This window comes from Patescibacteria group bacterium, from assembly GCA_018897195.1.
In the GTDB taxonomy this organism is placed as follows: Bacteria; Patescibacteriota; Patescibacteriia; order Patescibacteriales; family UBA12075; genus JAHILH01.
Genome location: JAHILH010000001.1, coordinates 393,982 through 412,815 on the forward strand (window position 1 = coordinate 393,982; position 18,834 = coordinate 412,815).

Sequence of the window (18,834 nt, forward strand, 5' to 3'; positions counted from 1 at the left end):
ATTATAATTTAAATAATTCTTGAGTTTTATTCATAATCAACTCAGGAGTATATATTTTACTAATAAATTCTCTGCATTTCATATTATGTTCATGCATTATTTGTTCGTTTTTAAGATAATACAAAATATTTTTTGCCAATTTTTCATGGTCATATACAGAATGAAACAAAGCCTTGTCCTTAAATACGCCGGAAAATGACAATGTTGCAGGCAGACAAAGTGCGTTACCAGAAAGAGCTGCCTCATAAGCCGCCAAACACTGCCCCTCGGAGATAGATGAATTTAAATATATTTTTGTTTTTTGCAAATATGGCAATAAGTGGTCATGCGCAACAAAGCCGTGAATTTTTACAACATTGGCAAGGTCATGTTCTTTTATAAGTTTATCAAATTCGGGGTCACGCACCTCACCCACCACATCCAAGCGAATGTCGAGTAATGTTGCTTTAACAATTGCCAGCGCTCGAAGTATGGTGTTGATATTTTTATCAGGGGTCACATTTCCAAGAAAAATTAAACCCGCTCTCGTGCCATCAATATTCTCTCTGGAAAAATGTTGCACATCAATCGCCAACGGCAGTACAACAATCTTCTTCTCGTTAACACCTTGTTTAACTAAAAAATCTTTTTCCTCATCAGAGATAACACGAATTTTTTTAAAAAATTTAAAAACAAAATTCTCAATTCGCTGCTTTAATAATGTTTTTCTCTGAACCGAGTCATGACCCATGAATACCGCTTTTCGGCAAATAAAAGGGACTAAGAATGACTGCCAGGTAAAAGTATTAACATAAATAACTGATAGCCTATTTTTATATAAATATTTTAAAAATTGCCACACATTCGCATAAGCCGTCATCTTAATATCATTATTAACTATACCAACTTTGTGAAAATCGTTTCCAATGTCCGCCCTTGCATCAATCGATAATATTCCCACCTGATATCCCAATAATTTTGCCGCCTTCAAGGCCTGCAAGTGATAATTTTCATTAGCGGACAATGTGCGCATCTGTTGATGATAGCCCCAAATCATAAAGATAAAATCTTGCCGAGTCTTTTTGGCATATATCAAAATGTATGGCGAAAAAAACGATACAGAAGAAATCTTTAAATATAGACTATAAAGTATTTTTTTAAAAAAAGACGCCTGACTCTTATTAGCTTGTTTAATATCTTGATATTGAACAGGTCTCACTTTTACAATTTCAAAACCACGCTGCTTCAAAATTTTGATTGCCTTGAGATAGGAGAAGGTAAAAAAACTATATCCCTGCGCCCTACTCCTCCTATAACCTCTTGAGATAAAAGGATTGAACGAATTTCGCACATCAAAAACAAAATAACCATCATCTTTCAAAACATTATTAGAGCTACGTAGCACTGATTCAATCTCTTTTTTTCCGGTTAGATTGTGAAGTGTATTGCATACCACCAAAAAATCAAACTTGGGAAAGTTATTTTTTTTTAAATAACCCAAAACATCACCACATTCCAGAGATAGCTTTGATGCGGAAATCTCTAATCGTGCCGCTTGAAGCATTTCCTCAGAGGTGTCGACGCCAGTTAATTCTATCTGAGAATTCTTGTCGGAAATTTTTTTTAATATGCGACCATTACCACATCCAAGCTCAACAACTCGCGACCCGGATTGCTTTGATTGGCCAAGAATAAATGAGGCAACATCATTTCTGATAATTTCCTCAAGGTAATTGGCTAAGCCGTAGGTGTTTGCTATTTTACTCCAATACTCTTGCATATTTTTATTTATTAATAATTTTTTTAATTAAATAAAGTGCTACGCGAATAAATTTGAAACGCTTCAAATATCTGTAATAGACATATTTAGTCATACTGCAATTTTCAGTAATTTCTGTCTGGCTAATAGCCCATTTCTGCTTAAAGAAGGCGACATTGGCGAGTGCTGAATCCCTTGCATTCAAATAAATAAGTAATCCTAGATTAAAGAAAATAAAATCTTGGCTTTTTAAAAACTCAATAGCCTGCCAAATCAGTAAATAATTGGGACAATATTTTTTTTCAGAATGAACCGTTGCCGACAATCCAAGAAACGCTGTTTTTTCTTTGCCAAAAAAAGAATTTGCAGTTTTTGGCAAGATTAAAACAAAAGATACAGCTTGATTATTTCGATAAGCCACTAATAAATAATTTTCTGGATCCGCCAATAAAAGATCATAGCCCTTGGAATAAGGTACATACTCATTTTTTAGTAATTGTTTGAGCATGACACGACATTCATCAATAACTCCCACTTCGGCATTGCCATAATAAATTTGGACACTGACATTGTTTTTTTCAGCATACCTAATTTCAGTTCTACACTTAATCCGCTTAAACAATTCAGTCAACTCGCTTCTTAAGTCTATGTAGCCTATGGTGTATTTTAATATAGCCATATTATTGTCTTAAAAGTTTAAACACATATCCGCCCGTAAGGACGAAATTAAATGCTTGACTAATCAAGCTAGCACCAACCGCGCCATACATACCAAAAGAAGGGATTAAAAGTATGCACAGAATTAAATTCGCAATTGCCGCTAAAAGAGTTAGATAAAAATCCTGCTTCTGGCGGTTAAACGAAATCAGAACATGGTCTAATAATGAAACCATAAACATGAATATCAAAATCGGAGAAAGCAATTTGATAATTGAAGCGGATGGTGCGTATTGCGCTCCGAAAAAAAATATAAAATATTTTATCAGAATAATTATTGCCAAAGAAATCAAAGCGCCAGCAATAGCATAAGCCACTAAGCCACGTGCCACCAAAAATTTTAATCTAGGCTTATCGTTTATTCGCTGCGAAAGCATCGGTAATACTACCGAATTAATAAGGCTCGGGAAAATTTGTAATGTTAAAACTATCTTTGTTGCCAACGCATAATAACCAACCTCCTCATAGCCATGAAAATATTTTAAAAATAACTGATCCGTTGAAAAGAAGATATACCCGAGGATGCCAAACAAGGATAATACAAAGCCATTTTTTAATAACTCAATTAGCAATGTCTTATCAAAACTTTTAAACGAGAACTTTATCCACTTACTCGCAAAATACCAGCTTGCTACCATCGTTGCAGTCGAAACTAATAAATAAAAAAATGCTAAATTAAACGCAGAGGGGCTTTTAAAAAAAAGAAAATAGAAAAAAGGAATTGATAATATCGTTTCGATAAAATAAACCCTAGCCTCAAATTCAGCCTTTTGCATCGCTAAAAAAATAGCTGAGAATAATTCTTTTACATGGCCTACAAAAAAAGTTAACGCAATTATCGCGCCTATACCAAACAAGCTTAGTGAGGAGCCGCTGACAAACAGGATGCCAAGAGCGACAATTGTAGAAATAAATAAAATAGAGATCTTGGCAACAAATGAGGTGGTAACAATCTTATTTTTATCCTCAAAATGTTGATAATCTCTAATTAAGAGGATATTAATACCCCAATCAGAAACAATAAAGGCCATACTAACCAAGGCTACGGCATAATTATAAACACCGAATGATTCTGGCCCAAGCTGTTTTGCTGCTAACAAGATGATAAAAAAGCGCAATAATTTACTTGGCAGCACCCCGGCGAAACGCCAAAAAGAATTCTTTAAAAAAATCTGACGATTGCCCTGATTGGAAAATAATAATTGCCTTAAAGTGCTCATAATTATTTACGATACTTAATAACTCTGGCTGGATTGCCAACCGCAACAGCAAACGGCGGAATATCACGTGTCACAACACTGCCAGCACCAATCACCACGCCATCACCGATATTAACATTTTTTAGAATAACTGATTTTGCACCGATCCAGCAATTTTTACCAATAACAATGCTACCCCTGCGACCGCCCTCATCCCCCTTTATATTGATTAATACATTTTTATCAATATCATGATCACCGGTTATCAAATAACAATCTGGGGCAAGGCTCGTATATTCTCCGATAATAATTTCATCTTCAAGACCGGCATTCAAGCTGCAAAATTCATTCACGAAGACATTTTTCCCAATCGTAATTTTTCCTTGCAAGCGCGTCAGGCGACCAATTGTTGAATTTTTACCGATTGTTATCAAGTTACCACGATTAATTTTTGGTAGTCCAAAAATACGAACACCGCCAAGGAAAGGAACATGAACACCCAATAAGCGTAAATACACTATTTTTGGAAGACTAATAAATATATAAATTTGTCCGATTATATAATCCCTTAATCGCATATAATTGAAATATTATGCTATATGAACCTTATAGCGTTTATTAAAATCTACCAATCCTTAATAACATCGATGGCCTTTTTCTTCACATCAAGGTATACTTCAATCGCCTTTTCTTCTACTTTTGGTGATATTAATTTCAGTATTTCCAAACCTAAAATGCGATACTGCTTACCCACCTTATTTGCCTTTAAAATACCGTTTTTCAATAATCTTTTAACAGTGCTATTGCTCACTTTGAGCAATTTTTCCACTTCCTCTGTTGTATAAACGCCGTTAGGCTTAATTTCTTCTGTCATATACAATTATTATACCAAAGTGTCATTGGGTGTCAATAGGTGTCAAAACATCAAACAAGCAAGAATTTAATAATTAAAAAAGAAGGATTAACATCCCTCTTTTTAAATATATATTACTATAGTTTATTTCTTCAAACTCTTAGTCCATTCAATCGTTCGTCCAATTCCCTCTTCAAGATAAATCATTGGCTGCCAATTCAAAATCTTGTTCGCCTTGCTGTAATCCAGGCAGCTGCGTCGCTCTTCTCCTGGCATAGCCACTTTGAATTCCTTGGACACATCTTGTCCTAAGGCTTTTTCAATAGCTGCAATAATATCCAATAAATTATTCTCAATGCCCGTTGAAAAATTTATCTCACCTACATAATCAGATTCCGCTGCTGTCACAAAGGCATTAACCACATCATCAACATAAACATAATCCCGAGTTTGTAAACCGTCGCCGTTAATAAAACTTGTCTTACTATTAACCGCATTATCAATAAAGATGGATACTACGCCCGCCTCCCCACCTTTATATTGACGTGGGCCATAGACATTGGAAAATCGCAAAGAAGTATAATTTTGTCCGTAAATCTTATAATAATAGCTTAAATATTTTTCAAAAGTTAATTTATGAATACCATAAGGCGAAAACGGATAAGTTGGATAAGTTTCCAAAGTTGGGATCTCCTCAGCACCGCCATAAAGAGCGCCACCAGTTGAAGAGAACATTACTTTCTTTACGCCATGACTATAAGCATTATCTAAGATATTTAACGACCCCAAAACATTAACTTTATTATCAAAAACCGGATCTTTCACTGATAGACGCACATCAATCTGCGCCGCTAAATGAAAAACAAAATCAATCCCCCCATCTTCAGATTCTTTATCAAAAATATCTTTAATTTTTACCTCATCACAGATATTAACTTCATAAAACTTAGCCGTCTCATTAACATAACTGCGCATACCGGAATACAGATTGTCAATCACAATCACTTCATGACCAAGCTCGATTAGTCTATCGACCAAAGTCGAACCAATAAAACCGGCGCCGCCAGTTACTACTGACTTAATTCTTTTCTTCATATACAATAATTAATGATTTATTATCGTTTTAGCAATGATCGTGCCCACAACCGCAATCATCATCTTCTTTATGATAATTATGCAAGAAGTCACCATAAACCCCCTTAACCACTTCAATGTCCTTACCGCTACCAAGCAAAAGGCTCAGATTCTTGGATTCGATTGCTTCCAAAATATTCAATCCCAAAACATCTTCCTTTGCCAAATCAGCATACATTTGCCTAAAGGCGGTATAATCTTTCAGGAAACAATGTCCGCCTGCACCACGTCCCAATATGCCTAAAGTTTCATGTACGGGGCTCATGTGCGCTTTACCGATTCTTGGATCAGCTGTGATTGCCTGTTGCACCGGCTCCCAATCACATTCCAGAGACTTTGTTAAGTCATATAAAATATTGGCGTAAATAATCTTGATATAAAGAAAAACGTTAGCACCGTATTTAACTACTTCTGCTTCACGGGCCTTGCATATCAACTTCAGCGGCGCCTCTGGCAAAATCGACAAAACTTCTTCGGCTTTCATACGATATTCATCATTATCAACCGGCATGCCAATAATATTGCGAGTTGGATGAGCAGCATCATAAGCCGCATTTTTTTCTGTCAAAAACTCCGGAGAATGCAAAACAAAGATATCTGGAAAAGTATCTTGCAAATTTTCCGTTGTTCCTGGCAGGATGGTTGATTTAATTACCGCCGTTTTACCACAACCAACCTCTGTTAGCGCATCTCTCACAATCGAATAATCAAAACCCTCAGGTGTTGTCGGGGTCGGCACGGCGATGAAAACGATATCACAATCTGCAATCAGTTCACGATTGCCCTTATATTGATCTTCTAAACCATAGCGCACAACCTCATAACCCCTGGCCTCAAAATCATTAGCATAATTTTTACCAATCCAGCCTTGACCGATAAAACCGATTAATTGTTTAGTCATAAATTTTTATAATAAATATTAATAATTTTTTTTATTACGAAATCACTTCTTCCATATCTTTAATAATCTTTCGGTACCACCCTTTTGGTCTATTTTCATCTTTTATTTGCAAAATAAATTTTTTGCCAGCCAACTTAGCGACCGCGTACCCTGGCAAAGCAATTTCACCTAAGCAATAACATTTTACCTTGTCAGACCAATGAATCCATTTCCTAGTCTGATAAAATATTTTGATAAAATTTAAAAATCTATTTTTAGTTCTGACAACTAAACGAAAATTAGGTATCTCCATTTTATAATCTTTCTTTCCAAAAACAATGCCGCGATACTCACAGTCTTCGGCCGGTTTATAATCAACCACATCCTCCTCGTTGACTAGAATAAAAAAACGTTGTTTATCTCTTTCACCAAATTTCTTTTTTAATTTTTTTTCTCGATGCTCTTTCTCAAAAATAACAAATTTATTCATTAAAAAACTCCAAATCGATAATAAGATTGTACTTACCAACTGCGCCAATAAATAATAAATATGGAATTTGCGCACCGCTTCATGAACAATTACCGCATTCAAGACCAGATTAGTTGTTCCAACAAATAAATATATCGACAACTGTCTGGGAATTTTTTCAATGTTCGCATTTCTAAATGTCCAAAATTTTTGCAAAGAAAAACTAATTGAAAAGGCCACTGCAAATGCTATTGTCGACGACAGTATCAACCCCATTCTCCAAACCCCATGCAATAAATACAATAACCACAGTTCGGCTAAGGTTGCTGTCGTGCCTGATATAGCAAACTTAATATAAATCTTATTCTTATGTAATAAATTTAACAGGTAATCCATATAATAATTAATTTAATAAGTTCACCTGCTTAATAGCGGAAGGAAAGGGATTTGAACCCTTGAAGGCTTTGACACCTTACCCGCTTTCCAAGCGAGCGCACTCGGCCACTATGCGACCCTTCCGTTTTTATTTCTTCAATTTCTCTTCAATTAGACTTCTTAATCCCTTGCGACTCTCTCCAGAACTATCCGTAAAATCCTCAAAAGGAATAGCTCCTGGAACCGGCTCTCCATTAATAAAACTAGCCGGGGTACCATTAACGCCAAATTCTTTTGCCTCAAGCTGTGATAATGTAATTGCTTTTTTATATTTTTCCGTATCTAGGCATTCATTAAACTTAACCTGATCCAGGCCCAATTCTTTGGCATTCTGTTTGTAATTAGTAATACTCAAGGCATTGTCCTGAGAATCTTGGAATAACTGATCATGCATCTCCCAAAACTTCCCCTGCTCGCCGGCGCATTCAGCTGCTACTGCTGCTGGAATCGCGTCGGTATGTGAAAGCAAAGGATAATGACGAAAAGCAATAACAACTTTATTACCAAAAGTCTCCTCAACCTGTTTCAGGCTATTTACAAACTTCAAACAAAAAGGACATTCAAAGTCACTATAAACAATCACTTGAACCGGTGCTTCCAACTCGCCCTTGCGATGATCATTTTCATCAATCGGTCTTACTGTTTTCACGCTCATCTTATTAGCCTTATCGATGGCATCCTTATTTGAGTCTTTATTTTTTTGCGCCTCATCATTAACAATATGTACGTCGGCCGGCTTTTTTGAATTCCTTGAATTAAAGAAATAAAGACCACCAACGATTATAACCAATATAATACAAGCTATCGCTAATATATTTATGATATTAAGTTTTTTCATAAAATAATATTTATTATATTAATGCCTTTTTCTGATGCCAATCTGTTACCTCTTGATATTTTTTACCAAAAGCAAACAAGGTTGTCTCGTCAAATCTTTTACCAATCAACTGGATCCCCACGGGCATTTCATCAACAAAGCCACCCGGAATTGATATCGCTGGTAAACCAGCCAAAGATGCTGGTGACAAGAAAATATCTTCCAAATACATCTTCAAAGGATCATCAGATTGATCACCAATCTTAAAAGCAATATCTGGCTGGGTTGGCGTAATAATAATATCCACTTTTTCCAATTCTCGGTCAAGCTCATCTTTAATCTTGGTTCGCACCTTCTGCGCCTTTAAATAATAGGCGTCAAAATAACCAGCCGATAAAACAAAGGTGCCGAGCATGATACGACGCTTCGCCTCCGGACCAAAGCCCTTACCGCGACTTTGCTTATAAACTTCTAATAAATTCTTCGCCTCAACATCACTAAAACCGTAACGAATACCGTCAAAGCGCGCTAAGTTTGAGCTAACCTCACTTGGAGTAATAATATAATAAACCGGGATGCCATATTTTGCGTGCGGTAAAGTAATCGGCACAATCTCAGCGCCTTGCTCTTTAAACTTCGCAATCGCGTCATTAACTATTTTCAAAATCTTTTCATCTGTGCCTTTAAAAAATTCTTCAGGCACACCAATCTTCTTACGCTTAATATTTGACTGACTCATTTTTGTTGCCGGCGCATCCACGGTTGTAGCATCATGCTCATCAATGCCCTCCATAACACTTAGAACAATTTCCGCATCCGCAACATCTTTAGTAATTGGTCCGGGCACATCAGTGGAACTCGTCATCGACACTAAACCAAAACGAGAACTGCGTCCATAGGTTGGTTTCAATCCAGTGAGATTACAAAAACTAGCTGGACAGCGTACTGATCCACCTGTATCAGTACCCATCGCAAATAAACACATATCGGAGGCCACAACAGCGGCTGGTCCACTTGATGAACCACCGGCTACACGCGTTAAATCCCAAGGATTGTGTGTTGCGCCATAAGCACTATTTTCACCACTCGCACCATGCGCAAATTCATCCATATTCGCCTTACCCAAAAGGACCGCACCCGCTTTTCTCAATTTTTTGATAATTGTCGCATCGTAAGGTGCAATATAATTGTCCAAGATCTTCGATGCTGCCGTGGTGCGCACACCCTTAGTTAAAATATTATCTTTAGCAATGTATGGTATTCCTAATAAAGGCCCGGTTTCGCCTTTAGCCCGACGCTCATCAGCGAGCTCCGCTTCCTTCATTGCCTCTTCTTCACAAAAAGTTAAAACCGCATTCAACTTATCGTTCAATTCACGCATCCGCTCCAAACAATCCCGAGTAATATCAACCGAGCTAATTTCCCCTTGCTCCATTTTCTCCTGTGCCTGTTTAATTGTTAATTTATTTAATTTCATATTACAAAACTCGTTTAACTTTAATTTGCCCTTCTTCAATCTCAGGCGCTAAATTTAAAGCCGCCAAGCGCTCATCAGCCACCCAGACTTTTATTTCATCGCTACGATAAACATTTTCCAAGCCGGTTACCTGCGCTGTCGGCTCTAAGTCGTCAGTATTCACCTCCTGCAATTGATCAATGTAATCCAAAACACCTGACAGTTGGCTGCCATATTTTTCAAACTCCGCCTCGGATAAATCCAAACGCGCCAAGTCGGCAATATGTTGTATTTCCTCTTTTGTTAATTTCATATTAATTTTAAAAATTCTTCTTCACTTAATATCTTCAGCCCCAATTCTAAAGCTTTTTCCAATTTACTACCCGCATCTGTTCCGGCAATCAAAAAATCAGTCTTGGAACTGACAGTTGAGGAGACTTTACCTCCTAATTGTCTTATTTTACCCTTTGCCTCGTCCCTTGTCAAACTGGATAAACCACCGGTCAAAACTACGGTTTTACCCTGGAACACTGTATTTTTTGCTACAATTTTAGCCAATTTTATGGTTACACCATAATTAGCTAATCTATGCAATAAGGCGATATTTTTCTCATCATTAAACCAATTTTTAATACTTTTAGCCACAATCGGACCAATATCATTTAATTTTTCCAAAGATTCCAAGCTTAGGCCATTAAAATAACCATAAAGCTCAACTGGATTTGTTATTCTTTGGTCATTATTAGAAATTGATTGTGTAAGCAATAGAGCGGTTTCCTCACCAATGTGGCCAATTCCCAGACCATAAATAAAGCGCGCCAATTCAATGTCTTTTTTCTTTTCAATTGCCTCAATTAAATTGTCCGCCGATTTCTCTGCAAATCTTTCCAGGGATAACAAGTCACCTTTTTTCAAACTATAAAAGTCTGCAATATCACCCACTAATTTTTCTTTCACTAACTGCTCCACCACTTTTGGACCCAAGCCTTCAATGTCCATCGCCCCTTTGCTCGTCCAATGAGTTAATTTACGCAAGTTAACCGCGTAACAATCCTTATTCAAACATTTATATGCCACCTCGCCTAGTGCCTGTTCGGTCACGCTGCCACAAATTGGACACTTTGTCGGTGCAAAAATTTCTTGTTCACTGCCATCACGTAATTTCTCCAACACCTGTACCACCTTCGGAATTACATCACCCGCTCTTTCCAAAATTACCGTATCGCCAATTTGCAAACCGAGACGTTTAATCTCATCCATATTATGCAAAGTCGAATGACTCACTACTACTCCGCCCACGCGCACCGGATCAAGAATCGCCACTGGTGTTAGCACGCCCGTGCGTCCCACTTGCCACTCCACCTCGCGCACCTTCGTGGTTACCTGTTCAGCCGTAAACTTATAGGCCATCATATAGCGCGGCCCCTTGCCAACAATGCCCAACACTGGCCACAGAGATAAATCATTTACCTTTACCACGACGCCATCGCATTCAAACGGCAGTTTATTACGATTCTTGTCCCAATAATCATGAAACTCTTCAACCTCTTGTAAATCTTTACAGATTTTATTTTGCTTTAAAGTTTTAAAGCCCAAAAGATTGGCCAACTGCAATTCCTGGTCATGGGTTAAAAAATTAATATTCGTAACCAATCCATATACGTGAAAATCCAGTTTGCGCTCAGCCACAATCTTGGAATCCAATTGCCGAATCGTCCCCGCCGCCGCATTACGCGGGTTCGCAAAAACTGTCCCACCTTTTTCTACTTGTCGTTTATTGATTTCCGCAAAAACTTTCGTCGTAATAATGGCTTCACCACGAAACTCTAAAACACCATCTTGGACGATACTTAAAACACTCTCAACGTCATCTTGATCAAAGCCAATCTTTTTCAACTCAGCGGCAGTCGGCATGCGCAAACGGAGCGGAATTGCCTCAATCGTCTTGATATTCTGAGTCACATTTTCCCCCACCTTGCCATCACCCCGCGTTGCCCCCTGCATCAACACACCACCTTCATAAAGAAGGCTAATTGCCAGGCCATCCATTTTTAGTTCACAAAAATATGCACCCAATTTACTTGTTTCAGTTTTTAGCAAAATGTTCAAATTACGCGTTTCCCAATCTTGCATATCTGCGAAATCAAAAGCATCAAACATTGACATCATCGGCGCGTTGTGCGGCACTTTAACAAATTTTTCCAAAGGTGTCGCGCCTACTCGCTGCGTTGGCGAGTCAGGGGTGATAAATTCCGGATATTGTTTTTCAATTGCTTCCAATTCATTTTTCAAACTATCATAAACCGTATCATTTATTTCCGGTGTATCTAAGACATAATAAAAATAACGATGCTTATTCAGCTCGTCTTTCAATTTTTCTAAGCGATTTTTGGCTTCTGCTTTATTCATTTGCTTAATACCTTATTTCTATATTTCTGCCTGTTTTATTATATGAACCAATTGAGGTGATGGTGGTAGTTGGTGTTGTGTAATCATATTCTAAAGAGAATGTTGAATTATTACCAGTCAATGTAATTATTTCACCAATTGAATCGCAACCACTTGTTGAAACTTTAATTTTTTTCTTAACCACATTACATGGAGACCCTGGCACGGTAAAATCAAAACTATTTTTCCTAACTCCCCATAAAATTTTTTCTACACCAGCTTCACCAGCATAAAAAGCCTTAACAGCATCAACTTGTGAGATATTCATGCCTAAATTATTCAAGATAATGGTATTAGAAATTATAACAATAACGATAATACTTGCCAATATCAAAAGCGTCATCGCAATTGCAATCACTCCTTCTTGCTTTTTATAGATATCTTTTAACATTTTTTTTAAATTAGTATGTATACTCTCGTGATGAAACCGTTGTCTGCATTCGAAGATTCATTTTGGGCCCGTTATTCATTTCTGCCTCCACCATTATGGTTATACTAGGCTGAAAAGTTACATCGACGTTGGCAACGGTATCATTATTTACAAATTTTAAACTTATGATGTTTAATTCGTTTGGCGTTATATAGCCCTCACTAGCATCTCTCTTAATGCGCAATCTATCATCAACCAAATCGTAAACAACGCACTGTCCGTAAACATTTTTAAAATATAAAGCAGTAGACATCTCTACGCCATCATTGCTAATATTATTAAAAATTTTAAAATGTCCAGAGACTGGTTTCAGTGCACCGCAATCACTCCCAGCGTATAATCCTTGTGCAGTTCTTAACTCTTTGCCCATTGTCTCAATGGCAAAACGCAAGGACTCCTGGGTAACCTGTGAACTCATTGACTGTCTTTGATAATTAACAATATTTATATAAATACCATTAACCATTAAAGTTACAATCACAAAAACGCCTGTCGCCACAGTTAACTCTAGCAATGATATGCCTTGTTGAAACTTTTTAAATTTTAATGAAATTGTTTTCATTTGCAATCAATATATATTTAATAATCAACGCCAATCATACAATAAAGTCTCAGCAATATAGTCATGATTTTTGCCACTCTGACTCCAGCGAACAGTTGATTTTACATTTATAAACTCAGGGTTCGTACGAGACACCGTAATTAATCTCTTAAAAATAGTGCTGGTGGCGCCAGTGTGCCCATAAAAACCATATTCATCCATCTTTATGTCAGTCGCCGAGCTGCTAAAATCTTGACCCGTTGATTCAAACCCATAAAAATCAATTGTCGACGTAGCTGGTATGCCATCATCAAAACTTACAGGTGGATCTATTAACCAATTAGTGTCACGAACCTCTCTAACCAACTCCAATCCCTCTTGCGCCAACATGGACGCGATTAAATTATTTTTATTCAACGTCTGAGTGAGAACATTTCGCGTCATCAAAGACAAAACACCCATCATGCCGACACTTACTATGCCAATCGCGACCATCACCTCAATAATCGAAAAAGCTGTATTATTATTAATTTGTTTTAAAAAATTTTTCATTTTAATGTATTAATCAACATCAACTAAACCGAAGATGTTCACTTCTATCACTTTAGTATTAGTGTCGTCATAATTTGACAAACCAATCATTGCACTACTTACTGCGCCCGGATTAATAGCAATTTTTGGATCTGGCGGCGCATAAACCAAAGAAATCTGTGCACTTGGGTGAACATCCATTATTTTTACGCCCTTTGGCAGATTAACAACTTGGTAGTCCGTATCACCACTATCTCTTAAGTTGTCCTGATCATTGTCTGCAAAAATTATATACTTACCATTATTATCCTTGTCAAAATAAACCCCCCAATAACCCTTATTAGTGCCGACAATTTTCCCATTCAAGGCATAGCTCTGCGTTTTATGAATATCACTGCTTAAGTTTTGTGCCGCCAAAGACACGGAATTTTTTTTACCTATAGACGCATAATTAACAATTGTTACGGCTGATAGTATGCCAATAATGGCGATAGTTACCATTATCTCCATCAAACTAAAACCTGATTGTTCGTGTGAAAAATTCATAAATAAAATTTGTATCCTCTTAATCTATAGCCTTAGAAACGGTGGCTATTATTTAAAAATTATTTTATTACTAAACTCCAATAAAACCAAAATACCACCTTAATAAAGGATCCCCCCAGAATAAAGTCACAATTGTGGCGACCGATAGAAACACGCCAAAAGGAACATGTGAGCTCCATTTCTTTTTACCAAATACAATTAAACCTATTCCTATAAAAGCCCCGGCGATATATGCCAACATTAAGGCGGTAATAATCTGAGGCCAACCCAGGGCGATGCCCATTAAAAATCCAAGCCGAATGTCGCCACCGCCTATCCATTTTCCTTTCGAAATAATAAATTGTAACAAGAAAAAACCACCCCCTATTATACCCGAAAGCAACAGGCTTTGCCAGCTTATTCCCAGAACTAAATTTAAGACAAAAAGTACAGCAATTGATGGCAAGGTTATCACATCTAAAATAAGATACCAGCGTAAATCATAGATAAAGACAATAATCATTGTCGAAATCAAAAAAAAGTCACGAAATAAAGTTATAAAAAATATATAATTAGGCAATTGTCCTCCCAAGACCGACCCACCGCGGGCGGAAAAATTAAACGCAAGCATGAATAACAAACCCGTAATCAACTCCACAAGCGGATACTGAAAAGATATTCGCATTTTACAACCGCGACATTTTCCGAGTAAAAACAAATAGCTCAAAACTGGGACATTGTCATACCACGCAATTGCCTTTCCGCACTTAGGACATTTGGAACGCTCCATCATACTCTCACCGGTATGCAGACGCCAAATTAAGGCATTTAAAAAAGAGCCGATAATTAAACCGAAAAGAAGTGCAAAAAATGAAAAAATTGAATAATCCATTGATTAATTGTTAATATAATTTCCCAGGCACAGCAATGTGCTTACCCATCGGCACTCGCCCAGCCTTGCCATCCAAGGAATAATACAACTGATAGCTAGTCGCATCAGCTAATCCCGCTTGACATGTATACGGGCCACTGCCCACGCAGGGAAGATAATAATACGGCGCATTTGTCTTGGGGTCTGATGGCACAAAAGATAAATATGGACCACCACACTCCTCGTCTCCGATTACACCACCCGGTTTTACTTCAGTCGGATACTTATTGCAATTAAAATAATATAATTCAAGAGCATTTTGCATCTGCACCACGTCAGTCACTCGAACGGTATCACGATTATTTCTCTGTGAATTATTCAGGGCAATTCCCGCCACCAAAGCAATCAAGCCAACAACGGCAATAAGAAGCAAAATTTCTTTTAAATTTAATTCATGTTTAACAGTCTCTCTAATAATCATATTAATTATACAAATTATTAATTATGTAAACATTATAACATAAAAGAAAGAAAGAAACAAAAAAACGCGTTTACACGCGTTTTTTTAAGACATTCTATTATTATAAATATTTACCTCTTACCTACCTTCTCCCAGATTACCAAAATTGGGCTAGCAATAAAAATCGAGGAATAAGTTCCGACAAAAACACCAATGGCTAGGGCAGACACGAATGATCTAATTGTTTCGCCACCAAAAAGAATAATTGCAGTTAGCGCCAACATCACAATCAATGATGTGTTAATTGATCGGGACAAAGTTTGAACTACAGACATATTAACCGTGCCCTCAAAATCCAAACTGCTTTTTGGTAAATTTTCTCTAATTCTATCGAAAACCACAATGGTATCATTAACTGAATAACCCAAAACTGTAAGAATCGCAGCCACAAAGGGAGTCCCAATTTCCACACCATAAAAATGTCCCAAAAAGGCAAAAACACCTAAGGTAATGAAGACATCATGGAATAAGGCCACGATTGAAGCTACGCCATACTTCCAAGAAGCAACTGGCTTTGACACCTTATTAAAGGCAACAGCCATAAAAATAGCAATTGCCAATAAAACAATAATGCCAGCATTAAAAGATTTTGCTTTTAATTCATTGCCAATTGTCGGTCCAACTGACTCGAAACGAATTTCAGAAACTTGAGCCTTTCCCGCCTCAGCTTCATTGCTAGTTGTCTCGATTACAATATTTTTGTTGTCTGTTTTTATTTCTTCACTCTTTTTTGAAGCTTCTTTCTTATCAACAGTAGCTTCACCTCCAGCCATCTTATTCAATTTCACCATAACTTCTTGATGTTTTTCCTCAGTCACATCTTGAAATCTAATAATCATCCCCTTTTCTCCTATTGGTTGCACGACAAGGCTTCCTAAATTCAAATCACTTACTGAAGATTGAACTTCATTAACAGTCGGTCTGTTAGCTGAAAATTCTACCTCCAAAAGACTTCCTCCGGTAAAATCGATTCCGAATTTTAAGCCCCACATAATCAACATTACTGCTGAAGTAGCGACTAATAAACCAGAAATTGATAACCATATTTTTCTTGTTTTGATAATATTAATCATAAAATATAAATTAAATTTAATAAATTAAAACTATTTCTTCACAGCTCCCACTAGCCATTTATTATTTTCAAACCAGCTAACTGGCAACAAATCGAATAATAATCTAGTAAAAATAATCGCTGAGAACATTGACACAACTACACCCAAGCCTAAAGTAATAGCAAAACCTTTTACTGTACTAGTTGATAGCTGAATCAATACAAAACAAGTAATTAAGGTTGACAGATTTCCGTCACGAATAGACGGCCAAGCGCGATTAAATGATTCACGAATTGCCATGCTTAGCGGTTTGCCACTGCGCATTTCTTCTTTTAATCTTTCAAAGATTAATACATTGGCATCAACTGCAATACCCATTGACAAAACAATACCAGCAATACCAGACAAGGTCATTGTTACCGGCCAAATCTTAAAGATTGCTAAAAGTAAAACACCATAAACAAACAAAGAAATAACTGATAAAATACCCGCAAAACGATAGTATAAAATCATAAAGACCGCAATAAAAATTAGGCCGATAACACCCGCTCGCAAACTTGTCCTCAAGGACTCATTACCAAGAGAAGCGCCCACTGTTTGTTGACCTACTAAGTTAATTGGCACAGGCAAGGCACCAGCATTCAATCTCTGTGCTAATAATTTTGCCTCTTGGATATTAAAGCTACCAGAAATAACCGCTTTTCCACCGGAAATCTTTTCATTTACATTTGGACTACTGATAACATAACCATCCAAAAAGATTGCCACCTGTTTGTTCACATTACGCGCGGTAATATCTTCAAAGAATTTTGCCCCCTGTTCATCAAATTCCAAAGACACTTGTGGTTGATTTGAATTTGGATCAAACTGTACTGAAGCTCTTTTTAAGTTTTTGCCACTTAATTCAGTATTTTTCCAATTCTTATCAGTGCCAGCCACATCTTGTGGCGTCATTGATCTAGTAAAAATACGACTCACTTTATATTCATAAGACTCTCTCTCGCCTTCTTTTAAAATAATGTGGTAGCCGAATTTAGTTTCAACAACAAAGGAAATCTCGCCCACTTTTTGTGCAAATACCGCATCAGAAAAAGGCTCAACCATTGCTGCCTTACCAAACCAACCCAAATCACCGCCATTAGCAGCGCCTGGATCATTGGAGTATTCTTTAGCCAAGCTAGCAAAGTTTTTTGGAGTAGCCTTGGCTTTAATTTCCTTGATTTTTGCATAAGCCGCCTCTTTGCTAATTTCTTTAGTACAACCTTCAGAGCCTGTATAACAAATTAAAATATGTGAAGCTTTTACCTCTTTTTCAATTTGCTTGTCGTCAAAAGGATTTGTCTTTTTTCTTTTTTCTTCTAATTTATAAATATCAAAACCATTGGCCGCACGAACTAGATCACTAGAAGTTTTGCCCACAGTCATATCTTTTACTTTAGCTACAATTCCCGGATCGGTAGATTCGTTAATCCAACCCAAATCACCGCCATTATCCTTGGTGTTTGTGTCTTCACTAAACTCTTTAGCCAAAGCTGCAAAATCACCACCAGAAATTACCTTACCCAAGACACTTTCCGCCCGCTTCTCCGCTTCCTTATTAAAAGTATCAATCTTGTCTTGTCCTGCCTTATCCAATTGAGGCGCCTCAGTACCCTCTTCTTTGAATTCTAATAATGGAGTTTCACCAATCATTTTAATCGCTTGATTAACATCTTTAATGCCGGCTAATTCTACAATCACCCGATAATCGCCACCAGAACTATTGGTCTGCACCAAAGGCTCACTTACGCCGAATGCATTTACTCTTTTTTCGATTACATCACGAACGCCTTCTAGGGCTACAACTTGATCGCCACTAGGAACCTTGGACATGTCAGCTTGATAAACTAAATGCGTACCTCCTTGCAAATCAAGCCCTAGTCGAAAAGGAATCTCCTTGGTCTTCGGCAATTGCACAACGTTGTGAGTTTTACCAGCCACCCAATCAGTCGCTCTATTATAATAAGCGCCAGCATCGATAACGGCTGCAAAAATAACCAATAAGGTTACCAAAATGAAAGATCTCCAAACCTTTCCCCTCTGACTTGGTTGAAATACTTTTTTAATCATAGTGTTAAGTTATATTAATAAATAAATTAATTAAATTCTAAAATAATATAATCCGCCGCAAGGGACGGAAGTTGCTTATCCACACTTAGCCATTTTTTCTAAGTAATAG

The 18,834-nt window shown here is 37.2% G+C and carries 20 protein-coding genes and 1 tRNA gene; all 21 read right to left on the bottom strand.

The window, feature by feature from the left end; genetic code table 11:
- Position 1 precedes the first annotated feature (1 nt).
- On the bottom strand, positions 2 to 1,759 hold the full coding sequence (locus KKD45_01895; GenBank protein ID MBU4309256.1) for a glycosyltransferase: 1,758 nt from the start codon (positions 1,757 to 1,759) through the stop codon (positions 2 to 4).
- Positions 1,760 to 1,763: 4 nt separating this feature from the next.
- Entirely contained in the window at positions 1,764 to 2,417 is a 654-nt protein-coding gene (locus KKD45_01900; GenBank protein MBU4309257.1) for a hypothetical protein, read from the bottom strand.
- A 1-nt stretch (position 2,418) separates the two neighbouring features.
- On the bottom strand, positions 2,419 to 3,675 hold the full coding sequence (locus KKD45_01905; GenBank protein ID MBU4309258.1) for a flippase: 1,257 nt from the start codon (positions 3,673 to 3,675) through the stop codon (positions 2,419 to 2,421).
- Positions 3,676 to 3,677: 2 nt separating this feature from the next.
- Entirely contained in the window at positions 3,678 to 4,103 is a 426-nt protein-coding gene (locus tag KKD45_01910; protein MBU4309259.1) for an acyltransferase, read from the bottom strand.
- Positions 4,104 to 4,279: 176 nt separating this feature from the next.
- A complete protein-coding gene (locus KKD45_01915; GenBank protein MBU4309260.1) occupies positions 4,280 to 4,528 on the bottom strand; it encodes a helix-turn-helix domain-containing protein in 249 nt (82 codons plus the stop codon).
- Positions 4,529 to 4,651: 123 nt separating this feature from the next.
- Positions 4,652 to 5,602, bottom strand: a complete 951-nt coding sequence (locus KKD45_01920; GenBank protein ID MBU4309261.1) for an NAD-dependent epimerase/dehydratase family protein — start codon at positions 5,600 to 5,602, stop codon at positions 4,652 to 4,654.
- Positions 5,603 to 5,630: 28 nt separating this feature from the next.
- A complete protein-coding gene (locus KKD45_01925; protein ID MBU4309262.1) occupies positions 5,631 to 6,542 on the bottom strand; it encodes a hypothetical protein in 912 nt (303 codons plus the stop codon).
- A gap of 34 nt (positions 6,543 to 6,576) precedes the next feature.
- Positions 6,577 to 7,386, bottom strand: coding sequence for a GtrA family protein (locus tag KKD45_01930; GenBank protein ID MBU4309263.1), 810 nt, complete (start codon positions 7,384 to 7,386; stop codon positions 6,577 to 6,579).
- Positions 7,387 to 7,422: 36 nt separating this feature from the next.
- Positions 7,423 to 7,509, bottom strand: a tRNA-Ser gene (locus tag KKD45_01935).
- Positions 7,510 to 7,513: 4 nt separating this feature from the next.
- Complete coding sequence (locus KKD45_01940) at positions 7,514 to 8,263, bottom strand: DsbA family protein (protein MBU4309264.1); 750 nt, start codon at positions 8,261 to 8,263, stop codon at positions 7,514 to 7,516.
- A gap of 13 nt (positions 8,264 to 8,276) precedes the next feature.
- Positions 8,277 to 9,719, bottom strand: coding sequence for an Asp-tRNA(Asn)/Glu-tRNA(Gln) amidotransferase subunit GatA (gatA, locus tag KKD45_01945; GenBank protein ID MBU4309265.1), 1,443 nt, complete (start codon positions 9,717 to 9,719; stop codon positions 8,277 to 8,279).
- Between the two features lies 1 nt (position 9,720).
- On the bottom strand, positions 9,721 to 10,011 hold the full coding sequence (gatC, locus tag KKD45_01950; GenBank protein ID MBU4309266.1) for an Asp-tRNA(Asn)/Glu-tRNA(Gln) amidotransferase subunit GatC: 291 nt from the start codon (positions 10,009 to 10,011) through the stop codon (positions 9,721 to 9,723).
- Positions 10,008 to 12,107, bottom strand: coding sequence for an NAD-dependent DNA ligase LigA (gene ligA, locus KKD45_01955; GenBank protein MBU4309267.1), 2,100 nt, complete (start codon positions 12,105 to 12,107; stop codon positions 10,008 to 10,010). Before ligA ends, gatC begins: the two co-directional genes overlap by 4 nt.
- A gap of 4 nt (positions 12,108 to 12,111) precedes the next feature.
- Entirely contained in the window at positions 12,112 to 12,537 is a 426-nt protein-coding gene (locus KKD45_01960) for a hypothetical protein (GenBank protein MBU4309268.1), read from the bottom strand.
- A 10-nt stretch (positions 12,538 to 12,547) separates the two neighbouring features.
- The gene (locus KKD45_01965; protein ID MBU4309269.1) at positions 12,548 to 13,138 is read right to left on the bottom strand and encodes a hypothetical protein; all 591 of its coding nucleotides are present in this window, start codon (positions 13,136 to 13,138) and stop codon (positions 12,548 to 12,550) included.
- A gap of 24 nt (positions 13,139 to 13,162) precedes the next feature.
- Positions 13,163 to 13,669, bottom strand: coding sequence for a prepilin-type N-terminal cleavage/methylation domain-containing protein (locus KKD45_01970; GenBank protein ID MBU4309270.1), 507 nt, complete (start codon positions 13,667 to 13,669; stop codon positions 13,163 to 13,165).
- Positions 13,670 to 13,678: 9 nt separating this feature from the next.
- Positions 13,679 to 14,194: a prepilin-type N-terminal cleavage/methylation domain-containing protein gene (locus KKD45_01975; protein ID MBU4309271.1), complete on the bottom strand. Its 516-nt coding sequence runs from the start codon at positions 14,192 to 14,194 to the stop codon at positions 13,679 to 13,681.
- Positions 14,195 to 14,264: 70 nt separating this feature from the next.
- Positions 14,265 to 15,065, bottom strand: coding sequence for a prepilin peptidase (locus KKD45_01980; GenBank protein ID MBU4309272.1), 801 nt, complete (start codon positions 15,063 to 15,065; stop codon positions 14,265 to 14,267).
- 10 nt (positions 15,066 to 15,075) lie between these two features.
- Positions 15,076 to 15,525, bottom strand: a complete 450-nt coding sequence (locus tag KKD45_01985; protein MBU4309273.1) for a type II secretion system protein GspG — start codon at positions 15,523 to 15,525, stop codon at positions 15,076 to 15,078.
- Positions 15,526 to 15,635: 110 nt separating this feature from the next.
- A complete protein-coding gene (gene secF, locus KKD45_01990) occupies positions 15,636 to 16,637 on the bottom strand; it encodes a protein translocase subunit SecF (protein ID MBU4309274.1) in 1,002 nt (333 codons plus the stop codon).
- A 30-nt stretch (positions 16,638 to 16,667) separates the two neighbouring features.
- Positions 16,668 to 18,725: a protein translocase subunit SecD gene (secD, locus tag KKD45_01995; GenBank protein MBU4309275.1), complete on the bottom strand. Its 2,058-nt coding sequence runs from the start codon at positions 18,723 to 18,725 to the stop codon at positions 16,668 to 16,670.
- Positions 18,726 to 18,834 lie beyond the last annotated feature (109 nt).